The 23,178-nt window shown below is 33.8% G+C and carries 19 protein-coding genes and 2 pseudogenes; 14 read left to right on the top strand and 7 right to left on the bottom strand.

Features of this window, described 5'->3' with window-relative positions; translation table 11 throughout:
- Positions 1-33: 33 nt before the first annotated feature.
- Both J3D55_RS12905 and J3D55_RS12900 read right to left on the bottom strand, forming a co-directional pair.
- Entirely contained in the window at positions 34-651 is a 618-nt protein-coding gene (locus tag J3D55_RS12905; protein WP_259131661.1) for a SanA/YdcF family protein, read from the bottom strand.
- Positions 648-1,772: a ferredoxin--NADP reductase gene (locus tag J3D55_RS12900; RefSeq protein WP_259131660.1), complete on the bottom strand. Its 1,125-nt coding sequence runs from the start codon at positions 1,770-1,772 to the stop codon at positions 648-650. The genes J3D55_RS12905 and J3D55_RS12900 overlap by 4 nt, the downstream gene beginning before the upstream one ends.
- Before the next feature lie 31 nt (positions 1,773-1,803).
- Between J3D55_RS12900 and J3D55_RS12895 the strand changes: the two genes are divergently transcribed.
- The 9 genes and pseudogenes from J3D55_RS12895 (at position 1,804) to J3D55_RS12855 (ending at position 11,712) form a co-directional block, all read left to right on the top strand.
- Entirely contained in the window at positions 1,804-2,358 is a 555-nt protein-coding gene (locus J3D55_RS12895) for a TlpA family protein disulfide reductase (RefSeq protein ID WP_259131659.1), read from the top strand.
- Positions 2,359-2,373: 15 nt separating this feature from the next.
- Positions 2,374-3,345, top strand: a complete 972-nt coding sequence (locus J3D55_RS12890; RefSeq protein WP_259131658.1) for a FecCD family ABC transporter permease — start codon at positions 2,374-2,376, stop codon at positions 3,343-3,345.
- Between the two features lie 228 nt (positions 3,346-3,573).
- Positions 3,574-3,951 (top strand): GxxExxY protein, encoded by a 378-nt coding sequence (locus J3D55_RS12885; RefSeq protein WP_259131656.1) that lies wholly within the window; start codon positions 3,574-3,576, stop codon positions 3,949-3,951.
- 99 nt (positions 3,952-4,050) lie between these two features.
- Positions 4,051-4,974 carry an ABC transporter ATP-binding protein gene (locus J3D55_RS12880; protein WP_259131654.1) on the top strand — a complete coding sequence of 308 codons (924 nt, stop codon included), beginning with the start codon at positions 4,051-4,053 and terminating at the stop codon, positions 4,972-4,974.
- 165 nt (positions 4,975-5,139) lie between these two features.
- The gene (locus J3D55_RS12875; protein WP_047402308.1) at positions 5,140-5,589 is read left to right on the top strand and encodes a MarR family winged helix-turn-helix transcriptional regulator; all 450 of its coding nucleotides are present in this window, start codon (positions 5,140-5,142) and stop codon (positions 5,587-5,589) included.
- 21 nt (positions 5,590-5,610) lie between these two features.
- Positions 5,611-8,005 (top strand): annotated as a pseudogene (locus tag J3D55_RS12870) (3-hydroxyacyl-CoA dehydrogenase/enoyl-CoA hydratase family protein).
- Between the two features lie 101 nt (positions 8,006-8,106).
- On the top strand, positions 8,107-8,571 hold the full coding sequence (gene tnpA / locus J3D55_RS12865; protein ID WP_259131653.1) for an IS200/IS605 family transposase: 465 nt from the start codon (positions 8,107-8,109) through the stop codon (positions 8,569-8,571).
- Between the two features lie 109 nt (positions 8,572-8,680).
- Positions 8,681-9,859, top strand: a complete 1,179-nt coding sequence (locus tag J3D55_RS12860) for a thiolase family protein (protein WP_259131652.1) — start codon at positions 8,681-8,683, stop codon at positions 9,857-9,859.
- A gap of 73 nt (positions 9,860-9,932) precedes the next feature.
- A pseudogene (locus tag J3D55_RS12855) lies at positions 9,933-11,712 on the top strand (acyl-CoA dehydrogenase FadE).
- Between the two features lie 103 nt (positions 11,713-11,815).
- Here the strand turns inward: J3D55_RS12855 and J3D55_RS12850 are convergent.
- Positions 11,816-12,220: a DUF805 domain-containing protein gene (locus tag J3D55_RS12850; protein WP_259131650.1), complete on the bottom strand. Its 405-nt coding sequence runs from the start codon at positions 12,218-12,220 to the stop codon at positions 11,816-11,818.
- Positions 12,221-12,419: 199 nt separating this feature from the next.
- Here J3D55_RS12850 and J3D55_RS12845 point away from each other — a divergent pair, with 199 nt between their 5' ends.
- Genes J3D55_RS12845 through J3D55_RS12835 form a run of 3 tightly spaced genes read left to right on the top strand, consistent with a single transcriptional unit; the run spans position 12,420 to position 14,922 of the window.
- Positions 12,420-12,866, top strand: a complete 447-nt coding sequence (locus J3D55_RS12845; RefSeq protein WP_259135100.1) for a phosphohydrolase — start codon at positions 12,420-12,422, stop codon at positions 12,864-12,866.
- A gap of 6 nt (positions 12,867-12,872) precedes the next feature.
- A complete protein-coding gene (locus J3D55_RS12840) occupies positions 12,873-13,592 on the top strand; it encodes a M48 family metallopeptidase (RefSeq protein WP_259131648.1) in 720 nt (239 codons plus the stop codon).
- Positions 13,501-14,922: a hypothetical protein gene (locus tag J3D55_RS12835; protein WP_259131646.1), complete on the top strand. Its 1,422-nt coding sequence runs from the start codon at positions 13,501-13,503 to the stop codon at positions 14,920-14,922. Before J3D55_RS12840 ends, J3D55_RS12835 begins: the two co-directional genes overlap by 92 nt.
- On the opposite strand, the gene J3D55_RS12830 is transcribed toward J3D55_RS12835, so the two are convergent.
- From J3D55_RS12830 to J3D55_RS12820, 3 genes are all read right to left on the bottom strand, one after another.
- Positions 14,919-15,635, bottom strand: a complete 717-nt coding sequence (locus J3D55_RS12830) for a DUF2490 domain-containing protein (RefSeq protein ID WP_259131645.1) — start codon at positions 15,633-15,635, stop codon at positions 14,919-14,921. The two genes, J3D55_RS12835 and J3D55_RS12830, sit on opposite strands and share 4 nt — an antisense overlap.
- Before the next feature lie 75 nt (positions 15,636-15,710).
- On the bottom strand, positions 15,711-16,595 hold the full coding sequence (locus tag J3D55_RS12825) for a TonB-dependent receptor plug domain-containing protein (protein ID WP_259131643.1): 885 nt from the start codon (positions 16,593-16,595) through the stop codon (positions 15,711-15,713).
- Positions 16,531-17,523 carry a TonB-dependent receptor gene (locus tag J3D55_RS12820; protein WP_259131641.1) on the bottom strand — a complete coding sequence of 331 codons (993 nt, stop codon included), beginning with the start codon at positions 17,521-17,523 and terminating at the stop codon, positions 16,531-16,533. Before J3D55_RS12820 ends, J3D55_RS12825 begins: the two co-directional genes overlap by 65 nt.
- 667 nt (positions 17,524-18,190) lie before the next feature.
- On the opposite strand from J3D55_RS12820, the gene uvrA reads away from it, so the two are divergent.
- Together uvrA and J3D55_RS12810 are read left to right on the top strand one after the other, a co-directional pair.
- Complete coding sequence (gene uvrA / locus J3D55_RS12815) at positions 18,191-20,983, top strand: excinuclease ABC subunit UvrA (protein ID WP_259131639.1); 2,793 nt, start codon at positions 18,191-18,193, stop codon at positions 20,981-20,983.
- A 614-nt stretch (positions 20,984-21,597) separates the two neighbouring features.
- On the top strand, positions 21,598-21,738 hold the full coding sequence (locus J3D55_RS12810) for a hypothetical protein (protein ID WP_259131636.1): 141 nt from the start codon (positions 21,598-21,600) through the stop codon (positions 21,736-21,738).
- Between the two features lie 500 nt (positions 21,739-22,238).
- Here J3D55_RS12810 and J3D55_RS12805 read toward each other — a convergent pair whose 3' ends face one another.
- On the bottom strand, positions 22,239-23,153 hold the full coding sequence (locus tag J3D55_RS12805) for a helix-turn-helix domain-containing protein (protein ID WP_259131634.1): 915 nt from the start codon (positions 23,151-23,153) through the stop codon (positions 22,239-22,241).
- Between the last annotated feature and the right edge of the window lie 25 nt (positions 23,154-23,178).

Raw genomic sequence — 23,178 nt, 5'->3', positions numbered from 1 at the left:
GTGTGTAGAATCTAATAAAAGGAATGTGCCATTTTAATCAGGCGAAATACCCAGAGCAAAATACACAACAGCAACCGTTCTCGCAAGTATTTCTCTGAATTGATTTCGGTAATAGCTTTCCGGTTTTGTAACATCCTGAGCATCAAAACCCAAAGCATTCATACTGTTATTTCTTGCAAAAAGCAGCGCCCTAAGATTATGGAAACCTTGTGAAACAATGATCACATTATCTTTTTTGTAAACATCTTTGCAGCGCAAAATGCTTTTATACGTATTAAAACCTTTAGGATCTTCAATAATGATATCTTCTGGAACGCCTTCCTGATAAATAAGATAATTTTTCATGGCGGCAGGTTCGTCGTATCCTTTGCTTTTCTCGCCACTTACCAATATTTTCCTGATTTTGCCATGATGATAAAGAAGCGCTGCGGCATCCATCCTTTTTGTAAAGTAAGGATTGGATACGCCCGATCTCATCTTTGGTGAAGTACCCAAAACAAGAGCTATTTCCCGCGGAGGAATTTTTGAAATCTTGGTGTACGTTCTTCCGTCTGTCAACGCAAAAACCCATGCATTGGCAAGACATATCAACAGAACGGTCATTTCTATTGATATGATTATCAGATTAAATATGTTTTTTATAATTCTCAACTAAGATCAAAATTAAGCTTTATTTTTTTGCTTTTCGCAATAGACATGCAAGCTAAAATATGTCCTTTTTCCTCTTCTTTTTCAGTTAAATATTCATTTTCCAGCAATTCTACTTCGCCTTCTTCCAGAATACATTCACAGCTTCCGCAAATCCCTGATTTACAAGAGTAAGGTACGGGAAGTTTTTGAATTAACAGCTGCTGCAGAATTTTCTCTTCATTCGTTGGAAGTTCCGCCAAATATTCTTTTCCAAACATCGTAAGTTCTACAGCAATATTTTCAACTAACGGAAATTCTTTTTCAATAGGATAAATATCGTCATTAAATTCTTCAAAAAGCTCAAAATGTATATTTTTCTTTGGAATTCCGTGATCGTAACATGCATTGGCAAGAGTTTTAATCATTTCACCCTTTCCGCAGATTAAAACATCATCAACGGCATCCCAAATAGTAGATTCTTCATCTGTATCATCCAAATGAAGAATTTGATTGATAATTAAATTTAATTTTTTCGCATCCAGTCTTCCGTGAAAAAAGCTGTTTGCCGTTTTTTCCTGCGAAAAGAAATAGAAAACCTGCAATCTGTCGCCGTAAGTTTTCACAAGATTATTCAATGTTTCCTGGTAAATTAAATCCGCTGAACTTTTATTTCCAAAGAATAAAAACAGCCTTGTTCTGGGTTCGTTATGAAGAATATTTTTAAAATGACTTAAAACCGGTGTAATTCCTATTCCTGCAGCAAAACCTACAATCGTTCTGAATTCATGAGGTTTAGATATTACTGTAAACCTTCCGCTGGGTTCGCTTACAAGTAATTCATCCCCTTCATTATAGTTCTTAAATAACTGCGAAGTTGCTCCATCCGGAGACGTAACTTTTATCCCTAAACTTATTTTTTTCTCGTAAGGAGCGGAAGTCATCGAATAATCATTAATGACATCTTCACCATGCGATTGAAATTTTACACTTACAAACTGCCCTGCTTCAAATTTGAAATTATCATGTAAATTCTCCGGAATTTCAAACTCCAGAGAAAAAGTATTTTTGGTAAGTTCTTCCTTTTTCGTTACTTTTAGCCAGTGAAACTGCGTTAGTTTCCCCTTATAGATTTGTTGTTCCATACTTCAATTCAAAAATAGATAAAAAATAATTATGAAGAAGATAATTTTATCCACGCTTGTTCTATTTGCATTAGCGGGATGTAAAAAAGAAACTCAGACAAATAATGAAAAGACTCCGGTAACAGATTCTGTTTCAACTCCTGAAACTTCTTCTGCTGCGATTCCCTTGAAAGCAGTTACGCTAGACAACATGTCAGAAATTTTAAATAAAAAGAACGACACATTGTACGTAACCAATTTCTTTGCAACATGGTGCGGTCCTTGTGTAAAGGAAATCCCACATTTCAAAGATAAAATAGCGGAATTAAAAGGAAAACCTGTAAAAATAACGTTCGTAAGTTTAGACCAGAAAGAAATCTGGAATTCTGAAGTTCCACGCTTTACGGCAGAACACGGAATTCAGGATCATACCGTTCTTTTGGACAGCCAGCTTTTGGATGCGAATTTTTTCAAAACTAATTTTAAAGAATGGACAGGTTCTGCAATTCCGTTTACATTCATGAGAAGAGGCGATAAAACTGATGAAACTTTAGGTATGATCAGTGCAGAACAGCTTAATGAGAAAATTAATTCTCTTTTAAAATAAACTTAGACTTTTATAATGTCGAATAAGTTTAAAATCCTGTGTTTGGTTTTATTGATCGCAATTGTATTGACTGCGTTTATCAATCTAAACACAGGATTTTTAAGTTTAAATTTTCTTGATTTTTTTCAGGATTCTTCAAACAGCCAGATTGCAGAAATTCGTGTAAACCGTGTTTTGGTAATGCTTTTGGCTGGAATTTCCATTCCGACTTCCGGTTTTCTGATGCAGGAATATTTTCAGAATCCTTTAGCCGGACCCGATATTCTGGGCATAACTTCCGTGGCAAGTTTATCAGTCGCTTTTTATATTTTATTTTCCTACAATATTTCGCTTCCTGATTTTCTCCAAAACAGCCTTTTAAGTTTATCATCAATCATTGGAAGTTTGCTTTTGATGCTGGTTTTGTTATCAATGTCCAATAAGTTTCAGGACAAATCTTATTTAATTATTTTTGGTTTTTTGGTTTCAGCTTTTGCCGGAGCTATCGTTTCTCTGCTTCAGTTTTACGCTGAAAATCAAAGCTTGAAAAATTATATTTTATGGTCTTTCGGAGCGAATAATATGGTTTCGAGAAATCAGATTTTCGTTTTGTCGATTTTAGTTTTAATCGGATTATTTATTTGTTTTAAAAGTATAAAACCTTTGATTGGAAATTCATTGGGAAGTTCATATGCACAAAGTCTGGGTGTTAATTTGAATCAATTAAAACTTTTGATCATTGTCGCTTCTTCCCTGCTTTCAGCTTCTGTTACAGCATTTTTAGGACCTATTTTATTCATTGGAATTATTGTTCCGCATTTTTGTCGATTAATTTACAATCCCGCAAAACTTTGGCAACAATGGATTTTAAATATGTTTTTAGGAATGTTGATGATGCTATTATTTTCAATCGTCGCAGAAAAATCTCAAATCCCTTTAAATGTGATAAGCTCTATCTTTGGAATTCCTGTGATTTTGATGATGCTTTTGAAACAGAATAAAGTTTAGCTGTTGGTTTTTCGCAAAGGCGCAAAGTTTAATTAAATAGTTTACGTTTTAAGGCGCAAGGATTTTATCTTTGATAAAATTTAGGATCGCGAAATTATTACAAAATTAATGCAATACAATACTTGCTGAAAATCTTTGATTTTCTTGCGCCTTAAAAACAGCATAAAATTAGAAATCTTTGCGCCTTTGCGAAAAACCAACAAAGGATAAAATAAAAACACAACACAAATGACAGAAAACGAATTATCAAAGATTGTCTTTGAGACAGGATTAAAAATTCATAAAAAACTCGGAGCCGGATTATTTGAGCATGTTTATGAAGAATGTCTGTTTTATGAATTAACAAAAACAGGATTGTTTGTAGAAAAGCAAAAACTGCTTCCAATTGTCTATGAAGAATTAAGAATAGAAAACGCTTTCAGACTGGATATGATTGTAGAAAGTAAATTGATTTTGGAAATAAAAACTGTTGATTACATTAATCCGACTCATAAAGCTCAACTTCTAACTTATTTAAAAATGACAAACTGTAAATTAGGATTATTATTAAATTTCCAATCGGATGTCTTTAAAAACGGAGTGACAAGGATTGTAAATTTTTTATAAATTAATCAGTATAAAAATTTGACAAAGTCAAATTCCTTGCGCCTTAAAACACTATTTTTGTAAAACAAACTTTGCGCCTTTGCGAAAACCAACAAAGAAATGCACCTACAAATCAACCAAGCAAACATAGGCTACAATAAAACCTTAATTTCAAATACTAATGCAAATTTGAATTTAGGCGATGTATGCCTGTTAATTGGTAACAACGGTGTCGGAAAAACCACTTTAATCAAATCTATTTTACATCAGATTCCTTTATTAAGGGGAGAAATTTCTATTAATCATAAAAATATAAAAACTCTTTCCGTTAAAGAAATTGCAGAAAACATTGCGGTTGTTTTTTCAAAATCGATTATTCCGCAGAATTATACAGTTGAAGATCTTATTTCTTTGGGGAAATACATTTATTATCCTTTCTATTTTGAGCTTAAAAAAGAGGATAGAGAAGAGGTTTCGGAGATTATTACAGAATTAGCCTTAGATCAATACAAACATACTTTATTAAGGAATCTTTCAGACGGAAACCTTCAGAAAGCATTTATCGGTCGAGCTTTAACCCAAAATTCTCCCATCATTATTCTTGATGAACCGACGACACATTTAGATGAGAAGAATAAAATTATCATCTTAAAAACGCTTAGAAAATTAGCTAAAGAACAAAATAAGCTGATTCTTTTTTCGTCTCACGATTGGCGTTTGGCAAAAGAGTTTGCGGATAAAATATGGTATGTAAAAGATTCTCATCTGTATTCGGGAATTGTGGAAGATGTTTTGCTTCAGCATGAGGAATTAACGAATGCCTCTTTGTTTCAAATTAACGATCAATTTATCGCGCCAAAAATCACTGCGCCGGATTTTTATAAGGAAATGCTCTATTCTTTGCTTCAAAAAAACTTCCAAAAAGACCTTTCTTCACTCAATTTTGAGTTTCAGAACAACTTTTGGGTTATTTCTAATGATTCCTTCAAACAGCAATGCGAATCCTTCGAAGAAATAGTTAATTTCGTGAAAACCATTTACTAATACACGTTTTTCTTTATTGACTTCATATACTATGCATGCATAGTATTATGCTAATCATACAATTTAACCACCTTACTATCAAATTGTTAACAAATTTTAACGTTAATAAATACTATGCATGCATAATATTTACTACATTTGAATTAAACCATTTCCACAAATATGATGGACAACAATAAAGACAAAATAGAAAATGTAGATCTCATTTTAAAGCAGACTTGGTTGGCTGTTTCTAAAATGTATACAGATCTTGCTCAGGAACATGATTCCACAGCTGTTCAGGCGCTTACTCTTCTTAAAATTGACCCAAAAGAAGGGACAAGAAGTACGAATTTAGGCCCCAAAATGGCTATCGAACCGACTTCATTAACAAGAATAATCAAACTTCTTGAAGATAACGGATATATCTATAAGGAAAAAACGACGACGGATAAACGTGAAGTGATCATAAAACTCACCGATAAAGGTTTGAATTCCAGAAACATGTCTAAAGAAGTTGTCGTCAACTTCAACAAAAGAGTGATGGAAAAAATCTCTCCCGAAAAACTGGATACTTTCAAAGAAGTCATGGTCGAAATCATGAAAATTGCGGTCGATTTAAATAATAAAAAATAATATAACAAATCTATAAATCAAATGAAAAGAAGAATCAAACACGTTACAGTTCTTGGTTCAGGAATCATGGGAAGCGGTATTGCGGCTCACTTCGCTAATATTGGCGTAGAAGTTTCGCTTTTGGATATCGTGCCTTTTGAATTAACTGAAGCAGAACAGAAAAAAGGTTTGACCAAAGATGACAAAGCGGTAAGAAACAGAATCGCTTCTGAAAACTTTGAAAAACTTAAAAAAGCAAGTCCGGCTCTACTCTATTCTCCGAAATTCGCAGATAGAATTAAGGTTGGAAATTTTGATGATGATTTACCAAAAATAAAAAATACAGACTGGATTATTGAGGTTGTGGTTGAAAGACTTGACATCAAAAAATCGGTTTACGAAAAAATAGAACAGTTCAGAAAACCAGGAACTTTAGTTTCTTCAAACACTTCCGGAATTCCGATTAATATGTTGGTGGAAGGAAGGAGTGATGATTTTAAACATTATTTTGCAGGAACGCATTTCTTTAATCCTGTAAGATATCTTCCTCTTTTAGAGATTATTCCAACAACTGATACAAATTCGGAAATTATTGATTTCTATATGAATTATGGAGCAAAATTCTTAGGTAAAACAACAGTTTTAGCAAAAGATACTCCTGCATTTATTGCCAACAGAATCGGAGTTTTCTCAATGATGGACTTACTTCATAACGTTCAGAAATTAGGATTAACTGTTTCTGAAGTTGATAAATTGACAGGTCCGATAATCGGTCGTCCAAAATCTGCGACGTTCAGAAACTGCTGATGTTGTTGGTTTGGATACTTTGGTGATGGTTGCGAATGGCGTTCGTAACAGCGGTGTTGAAGCTAATAATTTCAATGATGTTTTTGCCCTTCCAAGTTACATCCAGAAAATGGTTGATAATAAATGGTTAGGTTCAAAAACGGAGCAAGGTTTCTATAAAAAAGTGAAAAATGCAGAAGGAAAATCTGAAATTCACGGATTAAATCTTGATACTTTAGAATATGAACTTCAAGGAAAATCTTCTTTCCCGACGTTAGAATTAACTAAAAATATTGATAAACCAATTGACAGATTCAAAGTCTTAATTGGTGGAAAAGATAAAGCCGGCGAGCTTTACAGAAAATCGTTAGGAGCATTATTCGCCTATGTTTCGCATAAAGTTCCTGAAATTTCTGATGAAGTTTATAAAATCGATGATGCCATGAGAGCAGGTTTCGGTTGGGAAAACGGTCCATTTGAAATCTGGGATGCTGTTGGCGTTCAAAAAGGTATTGAATTGGCTAAAGATTCCGGTTACGAAGTTTCAGACTGGGTAAAAAATGTAGAGACTTTCTATAAAGTTAATGATGAAGGACAAACTATTTTCGTTGATAAAAACTCAGGAGAATACAACAAAATTCCGGGTCAGGATGCTTTCATTATTTTAGATAATATCAGAAAAAACAAAACGCTTTGGAGTAATTCGGGAGCTTCGATTGAAGATTTAGGTGACGGAATTATCAACTTCGAAATTCGTTCTAAAATGAATTCTTTAGGTGGCGAAGTTTTAGATGGATTAAACAGAGCGATTGATTTAGCTGAAAAAGAATATGACGGATTAGTAATCGGAAATCAAGGGACAAATTTCTCTGTTGGAGCAAATTTAGCGATGATCTTGATGATGGCAATCGAACAGGATTGGGATGATTTGAATATGGCAATCGCTTATTTCCAAAAATCAATGATGAGAGTTCGTTATTCTTCTATTCCTGTAGTTGTTGCTCCTCACGGAATGACGCTTGGTGGTGGTTGTGAAATGACCATGCACGCCGACAGAGTTGTCGCAGCAGCAGAAACTTACATCGGATTGGTTGAAACTGGAGTTGGTGTAATTCCTGGTGGTGGTGGTACGAAAGAATTGACGTTGAGAACTTCAAGAGAATTCCACAGTGATGATGTTAAAAACAACAGGCTTCGTGAAGCTTTCATGAATATCGCAATGGGTAAAGTAGCAACTTCCGCTTATGAAGCCTACGATATGGGAATTCTTGAAAAAGGAAAAGATATCGTTTCCGTAAGCAAAAACAGACAGATCGCAGAAGCTAAAAAGATTGCAAAATTATTGGCTGAACAAGGTTATACTCAACCGATCGAACAAAAGGTAAAAGTTCTTGGTAAAGATGCTTTGGGAATGTTCTACGTTGGAACCGATCAAATGTTAACAGGAAATTTCATCTCTGCACACGACAAGAAAATTGCAGATAAGTTAGCCAACGTAATGGTCGGTGGAAATCTTTCTGAACCAACAATCGTAACTGAACAATACCTATTGAATCTTGAAAGAGAAACTTTCTTACAGCTTTGTGGTGAAAGAAAAACATTGGAAAGAATTCAGTACATGTTGCAAAACGGAAAACCTTTGAGAAACTAATAGGGAGCTCCGTAGGAGCGAACTGTTAATAGCAGAACGATTAGCGAATTTTTTAGAGCCTCGTAGAGGCGACCTGATAATAGACGACCACGTTAATTTTTATGGCAAACACATACACACAAATTTATATTCAAATTGTTTTCGCTGTCAAAGGAAGACAAAACCTGATTTCAAAAGAGAACAGAGAAGAATTACATAAATTTATTACAGGTATTGTATCCAATAGAAATCAAAAATTATTCGCAGTTTTTGCAATGCCGGATCACGTTCATATTCTTGTAAGTATGGGTCCAGTTATTTCAATTTCAGACTTAGTAAGAGACATCAAAGCCGGTTCTTCAAAATTTATTAATGAGAAAGGTTGGATAAAAGGAAAATTCAATTGGCAAGAAGGATATGGCGCATTCTCTTATTCCAAAAGCAGTGTTGATTCGGTTGTAAAGTATATTTTAAACCAAGAAGAACATCACAAAAAGAAAACATTCAAAGAAGAATATTTAGATTTTATGGAAAAATTTGAAATTGAATATGATTCAAAATATTTATTTGAATGGATTGAAAATTAACAGGTCGCTCCTACGGAGCTCCGCAAAGCAAAAACAAACAAATAGCTATGAACAGTTTACCTCTACGAGGCAAAAAACTCTCAGAAAATAATATTAATCAATAAAAAATATGAAAACAGCATATATAGTAAAAGGGTTCAGAACTGCCGTTGGAAAAGCTCCAAAAGGAAGTTTAAGATTCACAAGACCCGATGTAATGGCGGCAACAGTAATTGAAAAATTAATGGCTGAACTTCCGCAATTAGACAAAAACAGAATCGACGACCTTATCGTGGGAAACGCAATGCCGGAAGCCGAACAAGGCTTAAATGTTGCCCGTTTAATTTCTTTAATGGGATTAAATACGGATAAAGTTCCCGGAGTTACGGTTAACAGATATTGTGCATCCGGAAGTGAGGCGATTGCGATTGCTTCTGCAAAAATTCAGGCAGGAATGGCTGATTGTATCATTGCAGGAGGTACAGAATCAATGTCTTACATTCCGATGGGTGGTTACAAACCAGTTCCTGAAACGGAAATTGCAAAAACAAACCCTGATTATTATTGGGGAATGGGTTACACTGCGGAAGAAGTTGCTAAACAATATAATATCACAAGAGAAGAACAAGATCAGTTCGCTTTTGAATCTCATATGAAGGCTTTAAAAGCCAATCAGGAAGGTAAATTTGCCAACCAGATTGTTCCGATTCCTGTTGAATATAATTTCCTGGATGAAAACCAAAAAATGCAGACTAAAAAGTTTGATTTTTCAGTAGATGAAGGTCCAAGAGCTGATACTTCTTTAACAGGTTTGGCTAAACTTACACCAGTTTTCGCCAATGGAGGAAGCGTAACAGCCGGAAACTCTTCTCAAATGAGTGACGGAGCAGCTTTCGTAATGGTAATGAGTGAAGAAATGGTAAAAGAATTAGGATTGGAACCTCAAGCAAGATTAGTAGCTTATGCAGCAGCAGGTCTTGAGCCAAGAATTATGGGAATGGGACCAATTTATGCCATTCCAAAGGCTTTAAAACAGGCAGGTTTAGAATTAAAAGACATTGAATTAATCGAATTAAACGAAGCATTTGCATCTCAATCTGTTGCAATCAAAAAAGAATTAAACTTAAATCCTGATATTCTAAATGTCAATGGAGGTGCTATCGCTTTGGGTCACCCACTTGGATGTACCGGAACGAAATTAACCGTTCAACTTCTTGACGAAATGAGAAAACGCGGAAACAAATACGGAATGGTTTCTATGTGTGTGGGAACAGGACAAGGAGCTGCTTCAATTTTTGAACTTTTATAATAAAATAAAAACGAAACCTTCAAGGTTTTAAAAACCTTGAAGGTTTCCTTAATAAGAAAAAATCAAGTATTAAATGGGAAATATATTAAAAGGAGGAGAATTCTTAATTAAAGAAATTCCTGCAAACGAAATTTTCAGTCTTGAAGAACTGAGTGAAGAGCAAAAAATGCTTCGCGATTCTGCGAAAGAATTTATAGATAGAGAAGTTGTTCCGCAGCATGATCGTTTTGAGAAAAAAGATTATGCATTGACAGAAGAAACAATGCGCAAATTAGGCGAGATGGGACTTCTTGGAATCACCGTTCCTGAAGAATATGGCGGTCTTGGAATGGGATTCGTAAGCACAATGTTGGCTTGCGACTATGTTTCAGGAGGAAACGGCTCATTAGCAACGGCTTACGGAGCACATACCGGAATTGGAACGCTTCCAACCCTACTTTATGGAAGTGAAGAATTAAAAAAGAAATATCTTCCGGATTTGGCGACAGGAACGAAATTCGGAGCGTATTGTTTGACTGAACCGGATGCTGGTTTCTGATGCCAACTCAGGAAAAACAAGAGCGAAATTGTCTGAAGATGGAAAACATTACATCATCAACGGGCAAAAAATGTGGATTTCCAATGCAGGTTTTGCAGATACTTTCACGTTGTTTGCAAAAATTGATGATGATAAAAACATCACAGGTTTTGTTATCAACCGTTCAGAATTGGAAGATCCAAAAAGCTTAACTTTTGGTGAAGAAGAGCACAAATTAGGAATTCGTTCGTCTTCTACTCGTCAGGTTTTCTTCAATGACATGAAAATTCCTGTTGAAAATATGTTGGGTGAAAGAAATAATGGTTTCAAAATCGCTTTGAATGCATTAAATGTTGGTAGAATTAAATTAGCTGCCGCAAATCTTGACGGACAAAGAAGAATTTTAAACCACTCTATTCAATATTCAAACGAAAGAAAACAGTTTGGAGTTTCGATTTCAACTTTCGGAGCGATCAGAAAGAAAATTGCTGAAATGTCAACCGGAGTTTTCGTAAGTGAAGCAGGTTCTTACCGTTTAGCAAAAAATGTTGAAGATAAAATTGAAGAATTCGTTTCAGGAGGAATGGATCATCAACAAGCTGAATTAAAAGGTGTTGAAGAATTTGCCGTAGAAGCTTCTATTCTTAAAGTTTTCGTATCAGATCTTACTCAAAATACTGCCGATGAAGGAATTCAAATCTACGGCGGAATGGGATTCTCAGAAGATACTCCAATGGAATCTGCTTGGAGAGATGCAAGAATCGGAAGAATTTATGAAGGGACAAACGAAATCAACAGACTTCTTGCAGTTGGAATGCTAATTAAGAGAGCAATGAAAGGTGAATTAGACCTTTTATCTCCTGCAATGGCGATCAGCAAAGAATTGATGGGAATTCCGTCATTCGAAGTTCCTGATTATTCTGCTTTTATGAGTGAAGAAAAAGCAATCATCGCTAATCTTAAGAAAGTTTTCTTAATGGTTTCCGGAGCTGCTCTTCAAAAATACATGATGGATATTGAGAAACAGCAACATTTATTATTAAATGCTTCTGAAATTCTTAACCAGATCTACATGGCTGAATCTGCAATTTTAAGAGCTGAAAAACACTTCTCTGCCGATTCTGTAGAAGCGGCAATGGCTCAGTTGAACCTTTACAAAGCGATAGACAAAATCATCGCTGCTGCAAAAGAAGGAATTGTTTCTTTCGCGGAAGGTGACGAACAGAGAATGATGCTTTCAGGATTAAGAAGATTTACAAAATATACAAATACTCCGAATGTTGTAGCTTTAACTGAAAAAGTTGCTGCGCATTATATTGAAAAAGGACATTACTAGATTTAGATTAACAAAAAAACGCTTCAGGCATCTGAAACGTTTTTATAAATCTGTTTTTACTGATAAAAAAAATCCCGAAAGTAAATTTCGGGATTTTTTGTAATTATATTTCTTTTTGTCCAATTTCATTAATCTCATTATAATTTTCTTTAGGATTTACTCCATATGCATTTCTACCCGGAGTTCCTTCTGTTGCATCTAATATTATTAACCAGATTCCTCCGATAATAGGGATTAAAGAAATGAATAAAAACCATCCGCTTTTATCAACATCATGCAGTCTTCTTACAGATACTGCCAATCCTGGGATAAGAGTTGCCAATGCATAAAGCAAATAAATATATCCGTAAGGAATTTCCGGTGTGAATTTTAAGCCTAAGATATTATCCAAAATTATAGCTACAATTGCAAAAATTATATTGAATAAGACATACATCCAATATTCTGTTCTTCTTGCTCTCCCATTAAAATCAGCGTACTGTTTTAATACTTTTAAGTACCATTTCATAATTATTTAGTTTTTTTGTTAAACTCAAAAATAAAGATTATTTTTAATAAGATTGCTTTTTTAATAAAAAAAATCTCATTCTGTTGAAATATGAATTTTCCCTGACTGAAATTTATTTCAATAAAAATACCATAACAGAGAATTTTTACGAAAAAGAATGGAAGATATTTTTTACTTTTGTGATCTACTTTTATTTGAAATGACAAAAGACGATCTGCTTCACAGAGCAATAAAAATAGCCGATAAGGCACACAAAGGTCAGACAGACAAATACCATGCTCCATACATCGCTCACGTTATGCGTGTCATGGAATATGGTAAAACAATGGACGAAAAAATCGTAGGTGTTTTGCACGACGTCGTGGAAGATCATCCTGCAGAATTCAGTCTCGATTATTTAAGAGGTGAAGGTTTCCCCGAATACATCATTTTCGCGATAAGCTGTCTTACGAAATTCGATCCCGATGAAGAATATGATGATTTCGTAAAAAGAACCGAGCGTTCTCCTCTCGCTGTCGCCGTAAAATTAAACGATCTTCGTGATAATATGGATTTGAGAAGAGTAAATCGGGAATTAACTCCAAAAGACATCAAAAGATTTAATAAATATTTAAAAGCCTATCATTATTTGATTGATAAATATTAAAAACACATGACTAATAACCTTCCTCCTATTTCATCAGCTTACAGATCTAAGCTGACTTCTGCAATTGCTTCAATTTCAATATTTTTCGTTGTTTATTTTATATTAATTCTAATTTCTCTCTTTCTGATCTTTTTATTAGGTTATGGAGCAGTAAATCTTGTGATGCTTTATGCCAACTATTTCACAGCCGTTATTGCATTAGGATTGGTGAGTATAGGATTTATTGTTTTCTATTTTTTAATAAAATTTATCTTCATAAAAAATAATTACAGCAATAGACATTTAATTGAAGTTGACCGAAAAAATCAGCCGGAACTTTTTGCTATTATTGACGAGATTATCGCAGAAACAAGGGTCCAAAAACCAGGAAAGGTTTTTCTGTCTCCTGAAGTGAATGCAAGTGTAAGCTATAATTCTCCTTTTTGGAGCATGTTTGTGCCCGTAAAAAAGAATCTTACCATCGGAATGGGACTAGTAAATTCTACAACTGTAGGCGAACTTAAATCTGTTTTAGCACATGAATTTGGACATTTCTCGCAGCGAAGCATGAAAATTGGAGGATATGTAAATCAGGTTGAAAAAATAATTTTCGATACGGTTTATAACAATAAAGATTTTGAAAATTCCATAAAACATGGTTTCCGGACATTGGGCGTTTCAGTTTGCAGGAATGATTGCCGTAGGATTCATAAGTGTTTTTCAATATATCTTAAAGATTTTTTCTGATTTTATCTTTAAAAATAATGCTTCATTACGAAGAGAAATGGAGTTTCATGCCGATGCCGTTGCAACTTACGTTACCAATCCTAAAGAACAAACTTCATCTTTGTTGAGATTAGATTTGAGTAATGCAGCTTTCAACAGTTCATTTATGTTTTATGCAGACAGCGAGCAAAAGTATTTGCCTGAAAACCTTTTTGAAAATCAAACGTATTTGATGAAAATTTTCAGCGAAAGAAATAATCATCCATACGAAAACAATCTGCCCAAAGTAGATCTGGAAGATTCGACACGATACAATAAAACGAAAATCGAAATTGAAGATCAATGGTCATTTCATCCGGAAACAGATAAAAGAATTGAGGCGATCTGGAAAAATAAGACCAAAAATATTCCTGAAAATAATGAATTGGCAAAGAATATCATTCGTGGTTTTGACGAAATTTGTAAGGCTTTAACGAGTAAATATTTAACCTTATATAATATTAAAAACGTAGGCGAAGTTGTTGATGATAGCGAAAGATTTTTACAGCTTTATAACGAAAAATACCCTTATCAAAGCATTTATTCGGATTTTAACGGATATTACGAAAGACATAATCCTGTTTTAGAAAATATTGAGGAACTCATTAATAGTGAAACTCCCCTCGGAAATGATCTTTTTAATGATAAAAAAGTTTCATTAGTTCATGAAAAAGCAGGTATTGAAAGTGATCTTCAAACACTCAATCAACTTGTTGCCAATCCAAAAATTATTAAAACATTTAAATGTAATGGCAGATTGTATAAAGCAAGTGAAGCTAAAATTTTAATTCCGAGATTTACAAAAGATTTAGAAAAAATTAAATCTGAAATTACTGAAAATGATAAAAATATTTTCCAGTACTTTTATCAGAAAGCCGATGAAAACGATAAAAAAGTTTTAATTGGAAAATATAAAACATTTGCAAAATTGGATCATGAATTTGATATGTTTCAAAATTCAATCCATAATTTCATTCCTCATTTACAATTTATAATGGTTACGTTACCTGTCGAAGAAATTCGTAAACACAGAGCTAATTTGCTTAAAAATGAAAAGCCTTTCAAAGAAGTTATAAAACATTTTGTCGAAGAATCCGGCTATAAAGAATTTTTATCAATAGAAAATAAACAAGTGCTGAAAGATTTCGTCAAGTCCGAATATATTTATTTTAATAATGACAAATATATTCAACAAGAAGTGGATGCTATATTTTCTTTAATAAATGAATATCAGACAATTCTTAACAAAGCATATTCTGAGTATAAAGTTCAGCTTATAGATTTCCAGGCGGATTTGGATAAAGCATCCTAATCCGCACCCGGATAATCAAACGTTTTCACCGGATGATTGGTTCCATCAATATTGATATTTAAAGCAAGATAAAGGAAATGAAAGTTTTGGTTTCCAGTTGCATTAAATTCTCTCTGCCAAAGATAACCTGCTGCAACTCCAACATTATTATCGATCTGATAACCGCCTCCCGCATACACTCTGTTTCTCGCGAAAGTAGGTTTCATCGGACTTATAAGGAAGATTTCATCGTAAGCATTGGCGAAAATAGTTCCTTTTTTCACTTCTTTTGAGTTTAAAGGAACACTTACGTTCAATCGGTAACGGTAACGCATTCTTTGAGAATTTTTATCCGTTTGAGGTTCGTAAAACCAGCTTTTTTCAACACGAATACGGTTTTCAAATTTTACAATTCCTTTTTTAATATCAATTACATCCTGCAACCAAACTCTGAATTCTTCTTTGTTGATTGCATGTTCTTTATACGTTGCATATCTTCCTAAACCAATAAATGGCTTATGATTTTTCGTAAGATAATATCCTAATCCACCTTTCATTTCGTAATAATCGGGGTAAGTAAAATCTTCGATACTTCTCATTTGTCCTTCTGCATAAAGGAAAAATTTTGGATGAAACTTATAAGTTAAAGTCACTGCACCGAAACCGGAAATATGTTCCTGTGCTTTGAAAAAAGTAATGGTTAAAAGTAAGCTTAAACTTAAAAACAGTTTCATTCTAAATTTTTTTTTGCAAATGTAAATGAATTAACAATTTCGTAATATTAACTTTAATTCATCATTCATTAACATTTACTTAATATTAATATTGTACGAAAACCCAACATGAAACCACCTTTGCGGCATTGCAACGCCGAAAGTTTCTGTATATGAAGTATTTGTTACATTATTAACTAAAATATACACCGAAAAGTCTCTTTTAACAAAACTTAATTTTTCGTCCAGCAAATTATAGCTTCCGTTGTTCAATCTTTGATTGTATCGGTAAACGAGCTCATTGGTGAAGTTTTTCAGGAATCTTGTTTCTAGTTTCGCAATAAACTGATGCTTCAGATTATCCAAAAGATATCTTGCGGCAAAGTCTCCGACAGAATTTAATTTATTTTCCAAATAAGTGTATCCAACCGAGTATTTCAGCCAGTCATTCAGTCGGTGATTAAGCTCAAATTCTACACCTTTACTGCTTGTATCACCAATATTTTGAGCGTACCAAACAGGATCATTCAGCGACATTTTTGTCCAGTCTATCGAATTACGGGAATCTCTCAGAAAACCACTTACTTTAGCCAAAATATTTTTAGTCTGATATTGATATCCTATTTCCGCAGAAACCGCTTCTTCAGGCAGTAAATTAGGGTTTCCGACTTCGGTATTACTTTTATAAAAAAGATCGGTAAAAGATGGAACTCTGGAAACTTTAGAGATATTTCCGTAGATTTTATTGCTTGAATTAAAGTTATATCCAACATCTAAACCTGGATAGAAAAAGTTTCCTACCGTAGAATAATTTGCCCAAGAAATTCCCGGACTGATGTTTAATTTCTTATCCAATAAAGAAAAATGATGTTCAAAGAAAACCTGCGAAACGAAACGGTTTCTGTCTCCTAAATTATTACTTGCCAAAAATTCTTTTCTCAGTTTCCACACCAACTCCTGTCGTTCCCAATCCCCATTCATAGCTGGAATTCACTTCTCCGCCTACATTGTTTCCGATGTGCATATTTCTGTAGATTTCAGGCTTTTCTCTATTATAAAGATACATATCCTGCCCTCTTCGCCAATATACATTAGAATGAATTTTAAGGTTTCCAAATGTCTGCTGATGCGCCAAACTTACCACAGAAGCCTGCGTTTCTTCATATTGTTCGGTAGCTTTTGGGGATGAATAAAAACCGTTTGCTCCAAATTTTTTCTCCGAAAAACCGGCTTGTAATCTGATGTCTCCGTCTTTTATGTTTAATTTACTCTGATAAAAAATATTTCTGATCTCATAATCCGTATTGTACATATATCCCTGAGACGAGTTGGAATTTGCCTGAAGAGAATTTGAAAATTTTTCATTTCCCAGTTGAGCATTCAATCCGAAACCATACGTTTCATAATCTCCGCCTTCTGCGCTTATTTTTACTCTTTTTCCGATATGAGTTTTTGTAATCACATTGATAACTCCGGCGTATGCATTTTGCCCGAAACGTCTTGCTCCGGCTCCTTTTATCACTTCTATTCTTTCCACATCATCAAGATCGATCGGCAGATTCATCGAATTGTGACCTGTCTGAGAATCACTCATTCTGATTCCGTTTAAAAGCAAAAGAACCTGCTCAGAAGAGCTTCCACGGAAAGCAATATCACTTTGTACACCATTTGCTCCTCTCCTTCTGATATCCATTCCCGGAACTTGCTGAAGGATTTCGTCAATACTTTTTGCAGGAGAATTGGCAATGTCTTCTCTTGTAATAACCGTTATATTTTGATTGGCAATTTTATAAGGAATGGAAATTAATTTCCCCTGGATTTCAATACTGTCAATATCCGTTGATTTTTCCTGTGCGTGTGCAAAAAACAAGGTTCCAAGGAAAAAGATACTTCCTACTTTTTTAATCATATTTATCAGAATTATTCTCAGTTAGTTTCGTGAGCTCAAAAGTAGTGGAGTTCGGGAAGACATACAAATGATAGTTGTCATAAAAAAAGATGCAGTTTCGGGCTGCATCTTTTGGGAGTAATTTCTTTATCTTTTTCTCATTAAATGTGTAACAAGATCTCTGAACAATTTTCTCATTTCTATATTACAAATTTATGAATACAATTTTAACAAATTTTAAAACACAAAACAAGACCTTGAACTTAAAAAAACATAAAAATCATAAAATTTAACATTGAGATTCAGTCGTCTGCAATGATAATATCTTTTTATTACCTAATTGTTTAAATTCTAATTCCATTAAATCATTATGAATACGAATCTTTCATTCTTAAACGAAAACATTGTTTAATTTTCCAACTATAAAACACTGATTGTTAGCCTTTAAAAACATTTTCAAAGTTTTAACATTTTGATATTATTGATGAAGGTAATTTTTCCATTTTGTAGTTAAAATAAAACGTTAAGAATCTCCAAAAAATGAAATCTGATTCAGAAATCCTAAATGAACAGTATAATCTTCCTATTTTTAACTCTTTAATAAAAATATAAACAACTCAAATTTCACCTAATTTAAATCATAAAAAGTCCGCCAAAAATTCGTAATTTTGTTAGTCTTAATTTTACTATGGCTAATACAACAGATATAGATATTAAAAAGCAGATTTTCGTTAAGAATGCACACCTTAACAATCTGAAACACATAGATGTTCTTATCCCGAAAAATAAACTCATCGTCATCACAGGAGTTTCCGGAAGCGGAAAATCTTCATTGGCTTTTGATACGATTTATGCAGAGGGACAGAGAAGATATGTCGAGAGTTTGAGCTCTTATGCCCGTCAGTTTTTGGGGAAATTAGAAAAACCGAAAATTGATGATATTAAAGGTTTGGCGCCTTCCATCGCTATTCAGCAGAAAGTAATTTCTTCGAATCCCCGATCAACAGTGGGAACTTCGACGGAAATTTATGATTATATGAAGCTTCTTTTTGCAAGAATCGGGAAAACATATTCTCCGGTTTCGGGTGAAGAAGTGAAAAAAGATTCGGTAACGGATGTGGTAGATTTCATTAAAGCTGCCAAAAAAGATACTTCATTTTTATTGACAGCGCCATTAGAATATGATGCTGCCAATTTTGGTGAAAATTTAAATATCTTAAAACTTGCCGGTTTTACCCGATTGGAAATCAATGGAAACGTTGCCGGAATTGAAGATTTAGAAAGCTTCGGTTTCACTCCCGAAAAAGGAATGGAAATCAATCTGGTAATCGACCGTTTTTCTTATGAAGAAGATGAGAGTTTCCTACAGCGTTTGGCAGATTCTATTCAGATGGCTTTCTATGAAGGTCGCGGATATTGTTCATTAAAAGATGCTGAAACCGGAAAAACCAAAGAATTTTCGAATAAATTTGAGCTTGACGGAATAGAATTTCTGGAACCCAACGTTCATTTTTTCAGCTTTAATAATCCTTACGGAGCTTGTCCGACTTGTGAAGGGTACGGAAAAGTGATCGGAATTGATGAAGATTTGGTGATTCCGAATAAAACGTTGTCGATTTTCGAAGATGCCGTTGCTTCATGGAAAGGTGAAACGATGAGCGAATGGAAGAAAGATTTCATTAAAAAAGCGAAAGACTTCCCTATTCATAAGCCTTATCATCAATTAACCAAAGAACAGAAAAAATATCTTTGGAAAGGAGACGGAAAAAGCACATTCCCATCAGTTGATAATTTCTTCAAAATGCTTGAGGAAAATTTATATAAAATTCAATATCGTGTCATGCTTTCCCGTTATCGCGGAAAAACACTTTGTCCGACTTGTGAAGGATTGAGATTACGTGAAGAAACAACTTGGGTAAAAATTGACGGATACAATATCCAGTCGATGATCGAGCTTCCTTTGGATGAATTATTTCCTTTAATCAACAGCTTAAAACTGTCTGATCACGATAAGGAAATCGCCAAAAGATTATTATACGAAATCACAACCCGTATTGAGTTTTTATTAAAAGTAGGGTTGGGATATTTAACGTTGAACAGAACTTCAAACACGCTTTCGGGTGGGGAAAGTCAGAGAATTAACTTGGCGACGAGTCTGGGAAGTTCTTTGGTGGGTTCTATTTATATTTTGGATGAACCTTCAATCGGGCTTCACTCAAGAGACACCGAAAATTTAATTGGTGTTTTAAAAAATCTCCGCGATCTTGGAAATACGGTAATCGTTGTAGAACACGATGAAGACGTAATGAAAGCTGCAGATTATATCATCGATATTGGTCCGGAAGCGGGTTATCTTGGTGGTGAACTGGTTTTTTCAGGTGATTATAAAGAACTGAAAAATGCAGATACTTTAACTTCAAAATATCTTACTGGCAGATTGGAAATTGAAGTTCCTGCAAAGCGTAGAAAAGCAAAAGAATGGATCAATATAAAAGGAGCGCGTCAAAACAACCTTAAAAATGTAGATGTAGACGTTCCTTTGGAAAGTTTGGTCGTAATTTCAGGAGTTTCAGGAAGTGGAAAATCTACTTTAATGAAAGAAATTCTTACGAATGACATCCAAATTCAATTAGGAATGGGTGGAAAAAAAGGCGATTACGATTCTGTCGAATTTCCTAAAAAGCTCATCAAACATATTGAACTGATCGACCAAAATCCGATCGGAAAATCATCCCGTTCGAATCCTGTTACGTATTTGAAAGCTTATGACGATATCAGAGATCTTTTTGCCAAACAGAAAGTATCGAAAATGATGGGTTACAAGCCGAAACATTTCTCTTTCAACGTTGATGGCGGAAGATGCGACGAATGTAAAGGTGAAGGTGTCATCAATGTTTCGATGCAGTTCATGGCAGATATCGAGCTTGAATGCGAGGTTTGTAAAGGAACGCGTTTCAAAAACGAAATTCTCGAGGTAAGATTTGATGAAAAAAACATTTCGGATATTCTTCACATGACGGTTGATGAAGCGTTGGAGTTTTTTAAAGATAATAAGGAAGATAAAATTGTAACCAAACTGAGACCTTTGCAGGATGTTGGTTTAGGATATTTGCAGTTGGGACAGAGCTCTTCTACTCTTTCCGGCGGTGAAGCGCAACGTGTAAAACTGGCTTCATTTCTGGTAAAAGGTGTGACGACGGATAAAACTTTGTTTATTTTTGATGAACCTTCAACAGGTTTGCATTTCCATGATATTCAAAAATTATTGAAATCTTTGCAGGCGTTGATCGATTTGGGACATTCTGTGATTGTTATTGAACATCAACCGGACATCATCAAATCCGCAGATTACGTGATCGACATCGGTCCTGAAGCCGGAAAATACGGTGGAGAAGTTGTTTTCACAGGAACTCCGGAAGAATTAGCAAAAAATAAAAAATCTCATACAGCAAAATATATTAAAGAAAAGCTGGAGAATTAAAATAAGAAGAGAGTCAAAATGACTCTCTTTTTTTGTTTGAATATATTAAGAGCCTGTTTAAATTTTATATTACAAATTTTTGTAACCCTGTTTGAAATATAGTTTTTTATATTTTCTTTAGAATAAAAGTTTTGTATCAAAAGACCTAAGCTTCTTTCAAATGGAATACACTCTTATTTTTAACGCAAAGATTATATTTACATTCCGCATTATTTTAGAAAGCAAAGGCAAATAAAATTTGCTTCACAAAGCGTGAAAACAGCGCTTCATCAAATCAACTTGTTGATTCTTCTTTGCTCACTTCATAATAAGTACTATTGAATTAAATCTTTGCGTTAAAAATGAGTACTGCTTTTTGAAATGTTTGAATTAAATTTAAACAGACTCTAAAGAGACTCGTAAAAGTTATCCACAAAAAATTGTTAGTAACTTGTGAATTTTAACATTTAATTCATGGTAGATAAAAAATTTATTCCTACATTTACTATGTAATAAATCTGAAATGAAATTAATTTTTGCTTTTTTCAGCTTTGAAATTGCAATTAAATTTATAAAAATTTAAGCACAGCATTGTCGGCTGTGCTTTTTTATTGTTGTCTAATTAAAAAAATGAGATGTATTTATCTACTGGATCTGCTCCTAAAGAGCAGATTCTTTCATCTCTTCACTTTTTCTACATTTTCACAACCAAATCAAGTTCGATTGGTGAAATTATTTTTTCTGTGATTAATAAAATTCACTTAAAAATGATTTAAACTTTATATTTTATTATAAAAGATTATAAAGTTTAGTAAACAATTCTTATTACCAATATTTTATATTTTTTTAACAGTCTTTATCTGATTAATTATATAATTTCGCCATTATAAAATCACAAATAAATGAATAAAAATCAAATCAACGCTGAAGTTCCGTAGATTTCTGGATAGCCTATATTATAGATTTCAGGAATACAAAATATTTTAGTCCTTATCTTACTTTTCAGGCTTTACTGTCCAAACTAAAGAAAATATCTTAAACGTTAACATAAACAATTTGCTGGATTACAACGAAAGGGAAATCTATTGCTGCAAATTGAATTAAGAAGCACCGAATTAATTAAATTATAAAAAACTATTCTGACCAAGGAATCACAAAAGCTATTTTGAGTATCTAGATTGATTTTTTTTTATTAAAGCATCCGAAAGTCGGATGCTTTTTTAATGAAGATAAAATATTCGATCAAATAAAATTAGTAATCACTACTCTTATTTCATTAGTTAAAAGACTGCTTATAGCTCAAAGGTGTAGTGTTGGTTTTCTTTTTGAATAATTTATTGAAAGACTGAGAATGCTCAAAACCTAATTGATAAGCCACTTCCGACACAGAAAAACTTGTAGTCGTAAGATATTCCTTTGCTTTCTCTATCAGCTTTTCATGAATATGTTGCTGCGCGTTTTGTCCGGTCAGGTTTCTCAGCATATCACTTAAATAATGTGTTGAAAGATTCAGTTCCGAAGCCAGAAATTCTACCGTCGGAAGTCCTTTTGTGAGTGTTTCCTGATTGTTAAAATATTCATCAAGGAGTTCCTCCATTTTAGAAAGAAAATCACTGTTGACAGCTTTTCTGGTGATAAATTGACGCTTATAAAATCTATTACTGTAATTCAACAACACTTCAATATAAGAAACAATAACGTCTTGGCTCACTTCATCGATGGCATTATTCAGCTCATCCAGAATATTGTTCAACAAACCTACCACTGTACTCTTCTCTTTATCAGACAAATGCAACGCTTCATTGGTGTCGTAAGAAAAGAAGCCATATTTTTTTACGTTTTTAGCTAGAGGATAATTCCTGATAAAATCGGGATGCATCAACAAAGTATATCCATGATATTCAGCATCTTCTTCTGTAAATAAAATCTGATTGGGTGCTGTAAACATCATTCCGCCTTCATTGAAATCGTAATAGCCTTGTCCGTATCCTATTTTTCCGTTCTCTGAGAATTTGTAGGAAATTTTATAAAAATCAAGCGCAAAACTACGATTGAGCATTTCTTTATTCACGCTCATACTCGTATTATCAACCAGACTAATCAGCGGATGAAGAGGCTTAGGAAGACTCAAAATCTGGTGAAGTTCTGAAATCGACGAAATTTTCAAAGGAGAATGATCTTTCTTTTCCATGATTTAAAGTTACAAAATTAAGTTT

Source organism: Chryseobacterium ginsenosidimutans, assembly GCF_024807225.1.
GTDB classification, from domain to species: Bacteria; Bacteroidota; Bacteroidia; order Flavobacteriales; family Weeksellaceae; genus Chryseobacterium; species Chryseobacterium ginsenosidimutans.
Note: the sequence above shows the minus strand (reverse complement) of the source record. Positions and strands in the feature narration are given on the sequence as shown.